Raw genomic sequence first — 6,061 nt, 5'->3', positions numbered from 1 at the left:
AAAATTTCCGACTTTTTATCCTCAATTTTCTACCATCCTCGCTACGGGGACGCCCAGTCGGGCGCTATTCTCGGTCAGCCTCCTATAGCGAGCTGTATTTCTTGCGCAGTCGATGACGTACCATCTCCGCTGCCGTGTTCACCACAAAGGTAAACAGAAACAGCACCAGGGCCGCCAGAAAGAGAATGCGGTAATGGCTGCTGCCCACTTCCGCTTCCGGCATCTCAACCGCAATAGTGGCCGCCAGCGTGCGCATTCCCTCAAAGATATTGGCATCCATAATGGGCGTATTACCGGTGGCCATCAGCACAATCATGGTTTCACCCACTGCCCTGCCCATACCAATCATCAGCGCAGAGAAAATCCCCGGACTGGCAGTCAAGAGGACCACCCGGGTCAGGGTCTGCCAGGGTGTCGCTCCCAGGGCCAGGGAGCCATAGGTCAGGTGCCGGGGTACACTGAATATCGCATCCTCGGCAATGGAAAAGATGGTTGGAATAACGGCAAACCCCATGGCCAGACCTACCACCAGAGCATTACGCTGGTCGTAGGGAATACCCAGTTCGAAAGTCAGCCAGGTGCGCATATCACCAGCAAACAGCCAGAGTTCAAGGCCGGGACTGAGCCACATGGCCAGGGCTCCACTGAGTAACACCACTGGCACCAGCAATCCGGCCTGCATACCGTCAGGTATCCGGTGACGTATGTCTGACGGCAAGCTATCCCAGGCAAAGGCAAAGATCAGGATGCCCGCTGGCACCAAGAGCAACAGGGCGAAAATACCCACCAGCTGATTCTCAATCAGCGGGGCCAGCCAGAGTCCCGCCAGAAAACCCAGAATCACCGTCGGCAGGGCCTCCATCAGCTCGATCACCGGCTTTACCTTTCTGCGCATGCCCGGAGCCATAAAGTAGGCGGTGTAGATGGCCGCACAAATCGCCAGCGGTGCCGCCAGCAACATGGCGTAAAACGCCGCCTTGAGTGTCCCGAAGGACAGCGGCATCAGGCTCAGTTTGGGCTCGAAGTCGTTATTGGATGCAGAGGACTGCCAGATATAATCCGACTGGCCATAAGACTCATACCAGACTTTACCCCACAGGGATGACCAGGATATTTCCGGATGCTCATTGTCGATCTTCAGGAATCGGGTCTCACCCTGGCTTGCCAGGATCAGATAATTTCCCCTGGGCGCTACCGCCATTTGATCAATTCGGCCCGCCGCCAATGGCGCCACCAGCAAAGATCGGTTGGCTGTGGTGTAATACAGACCCACCTGACCATGCGCATCCGACGCCAGAAAGCCCTTGCGACGATGCTCGGGAACAATCTGGTCGATGGGATCACTGCCAAGGTTGAAAGTCCGAATATTCTTCAAACTCAGGCGGCCATCTTCGCGAACCATAAACCACTGGGTGATATTGCCTGCCGAGTCGCCCACCAGCAGGGACACCCCGCCCAACAGGAACGTCAAGGCGGTGACGTCTACTCCCTGGTCGGTCAGGTTGAGTGTTTCATGGATATAGGGGCGGTCAATATCGCTGATATTGATCACCGTCAGTTGATTATTGCCGCTGAGGACATAAAGCCAGGCTTGTTCGGGGTCGATCAGTAACTGGCGGATGGCAAGGTCACCGGAAAGTCCACTGATCACCGGCAGTGTGACGGAGTGCTGCGCAAAAGTAACGGACTCGGTTAAAAAATCCGTTTCCTTGTGAATAACATCCATCACCAGCTGGTTACTGCTGCTGGCGGCTATCAGGAGCTTTTCCTCACCGTCACTGATCGCCAGCTGGGCAACCGGGGCCGACAGGCCGGTTATGGCGAAGGGCTGCCGGTCATAGGGATAGCTGACTTGCGGGGTGATCTTCCGGTGGTCATCTGGCCAGGTAATCCTATAGTCCTGATCGAACAATATAATCTCACCGGTTGTGAGGCCTGCAGCCATCAGATTGGAACCGGCAGCATCCCTGACCACCTTGACCACCTCACTGCCCGCCGGTATGGGCAGAGACTCACTCTGTAGCCATGCACCGGTTTGGGCAGAGAAAAAACGCAGATTACCAGAAGCCCCTGCGTCCATTGCCACTTCAGCCTGCTCCTCAACGGCGAGAAATATCGGTGCTTTTTTCTGATTAACTTTCTCATCAACGACGGTCAGGGTCGACGGGTATGAAGCAACCGGGGTAATCCCAGCGCCGTTAAACAGTGGCAGGACCTCATAAATGAGGTAAAAGAAAATCAGGAGAATCGCCACAATAACGCCAAGACCACCGGAAGCAATCCCCCAACGGGCAAGACGATCTTTCAAGAAGCGCAGGGAACGATATTTTTTTAGTGCCGGTGTATTGAAATCAATACCCGGGCTGTTATCCATCGAATTTTGATACATGGCGCAAGTCGGGTGAAATCATGCCCGAAACATACAGAATCAATATGACAGTAATGTGACAAAGCGCCATTTTACCCCGGACAAAGAAGATAATAGTTAGTATTCACTAGCGCAAAACCTGCCTATTCTTTGAACGTTTCATCAGGTGGAGTATATTTTTCAAAGCGTCTCACTGATGTTTCGGCCATATCCAAATGCATCTACTTTTATCACCTGAGCTTTATAAGCTCACAATTTGTAATATATTAATTTTCAACCTGAGAAAGATTTCAAGGCAAAATTAATCGCTGGATATGGCTGCTCTTAACCAGTTTTAGGCCGATCTTCTATAGATTACGCTGTGGATTGTACGGTGGATTGTACGTTGGATTGAAGTATCGCAACCCGTTTATAACTCAAAAGAACACAAAACTGGATGACTATGAACGCTGTCATTTTGGCTGTTGCCATCATGCTGACCTTAAGTATCTTGCGGGTAAATGTTGTACTTGCACTTTTTTTAGGTGCCATTGGTGGTGGCCTTGCCGGTGGACTGGGGTTTGATGCAACAATTGGCGCTTTTACCGAAGGACTGGGGGGAGGTGCCAGCATCGCCATTAGCTACGGTATGCTCGGCGCCTTTGCCATGGCCATATCCGCATCCGGGATTCCCCAGTGGCTGGCTGATCAAATCATTCAGAGAGTCGCTCACACCCACAAAACAGCGAGCCTCAGAATCTTGATCCTGGGAAGCATTCTGCTGATGGCGTTTACCTCTCAGAATTTGGTACCGGTACATATCGCCTTTATTCCTATTCTGATTCCACCGTTGCTGGGCGTTTTCAGTTCCATACAGCTGGACCGCAGGGCGGTGGCCAGCACCCTGTCGTTTGGTCTGATCGCCACCTATATGCTGGTTCCCGTTGGCTTCGGTAATATCTACCTGACCCAGATCCTGGCGGGCAACCTCAACGATAATGGCTTGAACATTGACCCTGACCTGATGCCATCGGCCATGGCCTTGCCAGTACTGGGTATGTTTATGGGTCTGCTTGTTGCTGTGTTCTGGACTTACCGAAAGCCCCGCCACTACCACATTGACAAGAATACCCCGGAAACAACCAGGGAAAAGCAGCACTCCATGGAGCCAAAGGCCGTCTTGATGACCCTGGTCTCCATCGCGGCGGCGCTCGTCGTTCAGCTATTCACCGATTCCATGGCCATGGGTGCAGCGACAGGCTTTGTGATCATGATCCTCGGTGGCATCGTAAACTGGCGGGAAGCGGATGACGTCTTCGCCCAGGGGGTAAGAATGATGGCGTTGTGTGGATTTATCATGATCTCTGCCTCGGGCTTTGCCGAAGTACTCAGGGCAACCGGGGATATTCCAACCCTGGTGGCCAGGGTTGAGGAGCTGGTTTTCGGGAGCAAGGCACTGGCAGCGTTTCTGATGCTGGCTGTTGGGTTGCTGATCACCATGGGCATTGGTTCTTCATTCTCAACCATTCCCATCATTGCCACACTCTATGTCCCACTGGCACTGGCTCTTGGTTTTTCGCCCCTGGCAACCGCAGCGATTGTTGGAGCATCCGGCGCTCTGGGTGATGCAGGCTCTCCAGCCTCAGACTCCACCATTGGCCCAACAGCCGGTCTTGGTGTGGATGGCCAGCACGATCATATTCGTGACACTGTTATTCCAACATTCATGCACTACAACATTCCCATGATCCTGTTTGCCTGGCTCGCGGCGATGATTCTGTAATCAAGTATTACCAAAGAATAAGGCCACTGGAGACAGTGGCCTCATACCAACTCAGTCACTTACTGGCAACCGTCGTATGATCAAGTCCGAGCCTGACCAGGTATTTATCAACCACTTTGCCAGGCAATGGGATATAGCCGTCCTTCACAACCACTGCCTGCCCCTGCTCAGAGAGCACCAGCTTGACAAATTCGCGCTCAAGTGGAGATAAAGGCTTGTTGGGCTGTTTATTCACATACACGTACAGGAAACGTGACAGCGGATAGCGGCCATCCACCGCATTCAGCGGCGTTGCCTGAACAAAGGCCTGACCTTCTTTTTTAGCCAGGGCAACGGTGCGTACACTGGAAGTCTGGTAACCAATACCGGAATAGCCGATACCATTGAGCGATGCAGAAACCGACTGAACCACCGAGGCGGAGCCTGGCTGCTCATTCACACTGTTTTTGAAATCACCCTTACACAGCGCCTTCTTCTTGAAGTGGCCATAAGTGCCGGATACCGAGTTACGTCCATAAAGCTGCACAGAGCGGTTCTGCCAGGAGCCACTCAGGCCAATATCACCCCAGGTCTGCACTTCACTTTCGGCGCCACACTTGCGGGTTGATGAAAAAATGGCATCCACCTCGGCCATGGTCAGGCCTTTGATGGGGTTATCCTTGTTGACAAAGACCGCCAGCGCATCAATAGCCACAGGAATGGCCGTTGGCTTGTAACCATGTTTCTTCTCAAATGCTTCCAGCTCCTTGTCCTTCATTTTCCGGCTCATGGGGCCAAAGTTTGAGGTACTTTCTGTCAGTGCCGGCGGTGCAGTGGAAGAACCCGCCGCCTGAATCTGGACATTCACATTGGGATAAATGCGCTTGAAATCTTCTGCCCAGAGCGTCATCAAATTAGCCAGCGTGTCTGAACCCACGGAGGAAAGGTTACCGGATACACCACTGGACTTACTGTACTTCGGCAGGGATGGATCCAACTGATTGGCCATGGCAATGCCACTGGCCAGCGCCAGTACAGTGCTGGCAAAGACTGCCAGGGTTTGCTTAAGTGCAGTTACGCGTGTTGTTATTTTCATCATTTGCTCTCCAGGTTTTGCCCGCCCTGTTTGATTAACAGCACCTTCTGATCATTCAGGGCTATCCGGGATTATCTGAGGCAATAGCCGCCTTGCTTGACTTCTGGAAATCAATATAGTGTTCGAATGTGACAATTCTATGAAGGCAGAATAATTATCTGGATAACACGCCCGAAATTAAATGGTTATGCCATACTCCCTGGCTGCACTTGAAATAACTTTTTTTGCTGCAGATTCAGGGTGTAAAGACAGCGCCTGTGAATCACTCACACGTCATCACGGAGAATGTACAACGATGGATGACAGACACATGGGCACTGCTCACGGCTTTCCCGCTTCAATTCCTGCACCTGTTGCCAAGCGCAGTCATTCGCAAAAAAACCCCGCCAGCAAGGGTATCGCCAGTGTTCCGGCTCAGGAAGGGTGTCTATTGCAGCAGCTGCCAGGGGAAATGATCCAGCACATTTTTGGTTATTTGTCTTACAGAGATATCAAGTCAGTGGCTAAAACCTGTGTGTATTTAAGGGATGGCGCCTTGTACCAGCACCGCCTGCGTGCCGGGGCATGGTTTCAACAATTCGAGCCATGGCAACAGCAGCATTTCACGCAGATCGCCAAAACCATCAGTGAGAATGACCTGAAAACCTGGCTTGGCCAGTATACCCGGGATGAAACACCATTGATCAATCTTGCCAAACTGACCCAGTCTGCGGAAACGGGAGCAGATTATCACAAGATCCTGTTTTATGAGGTGCATCAGCTCATGGCTGACTGTTGTGCCTTTGAACCCGTGATAGAATCCGATATTCAGTGCAAGACCCATTATGCCCGCACAGTCAAGTTCAGTAACGATACC

At 52.1% G+C, this 6,061-nt stretch carries 4 protein-coding genes; 2 read left to right on the top strand and 2 right to left on the bottom strand.

All coding sequences use genetic code 11. The features are described from left to right. Positions 1-82: 82 nt before the first annotated feature. The gene (locus tag KDK14_RS17710; RefSeq protein WP_257266517.1) at positions 83-2,389 is read right to left on the bottom strand and encodes an ABC transporter permease subunit; all 2,307 of its coding nucleotides are present in this window, start codon (positions 2,387-2,389) and stop codon (positions 83-85) included. A gap of 421 nt (positions 2,390-2,810) precedes the next feature. Here KDK14_RS17710 and KDK14_RS17705 point away from each other — a divergent pair, with 421 nt between their 5' ends. Beyond that, complete coding sequence (locus tag KDK14_RS17705; RefSeq protein ID WP_257266516.1) at positions 2,811-4,130, top strand: Na+/H+ antiporter family protein; 1,320 nt, start codon at positions 2,811-2,813, stop codon at positions 4,128-4,130. 55 nt (positions 4,131-4,185) lie between these two features. Here the strand turns inward: KDK14_RS17705 and KDK14_RS17700 are convergent, their stop codons facing one another. Continuing rightward, a complete protein-coding gene (locus KDK14_RS17700; RefSeq protein WP_257266519.1) occupies positions 4,186-5,205 on the bottom strand; it encodes a PstS family phosphate ABC transporter substrate-binding protein in 1,020 nt (339 codons plus the stop codon). 187 nt (positions 5,206-5,392) lie between these two features. On the opposite strand from KDK14_RS17700, the gene KDK14_RS17695 reads away from it, so the two are divergent. Next, the coding region (locus KDK14_RS17695) for an F-box protein (RefSeq protein ID WP_257266515.1) at positions 5,393-6,061 on the top strand (669 nt) is incomplete at its 3' end.

The sequence above is a fragment of the Endozoicomonas sp. ONNA2 genome, from assembly GCF_024606365.1.
Taxonomy (GTDB): domain Bacteria; phylum Pseudomonadota; class Gammaproteobacteria; order Pseudomonadales; family Endozoicomonadaceae; genus Endozoicomonas.
The sequence above is the reverse complement of the archived record's forward strand: the minus strand, read 5'-3'. Positions and strand labels throughout refer to the sequence as shown.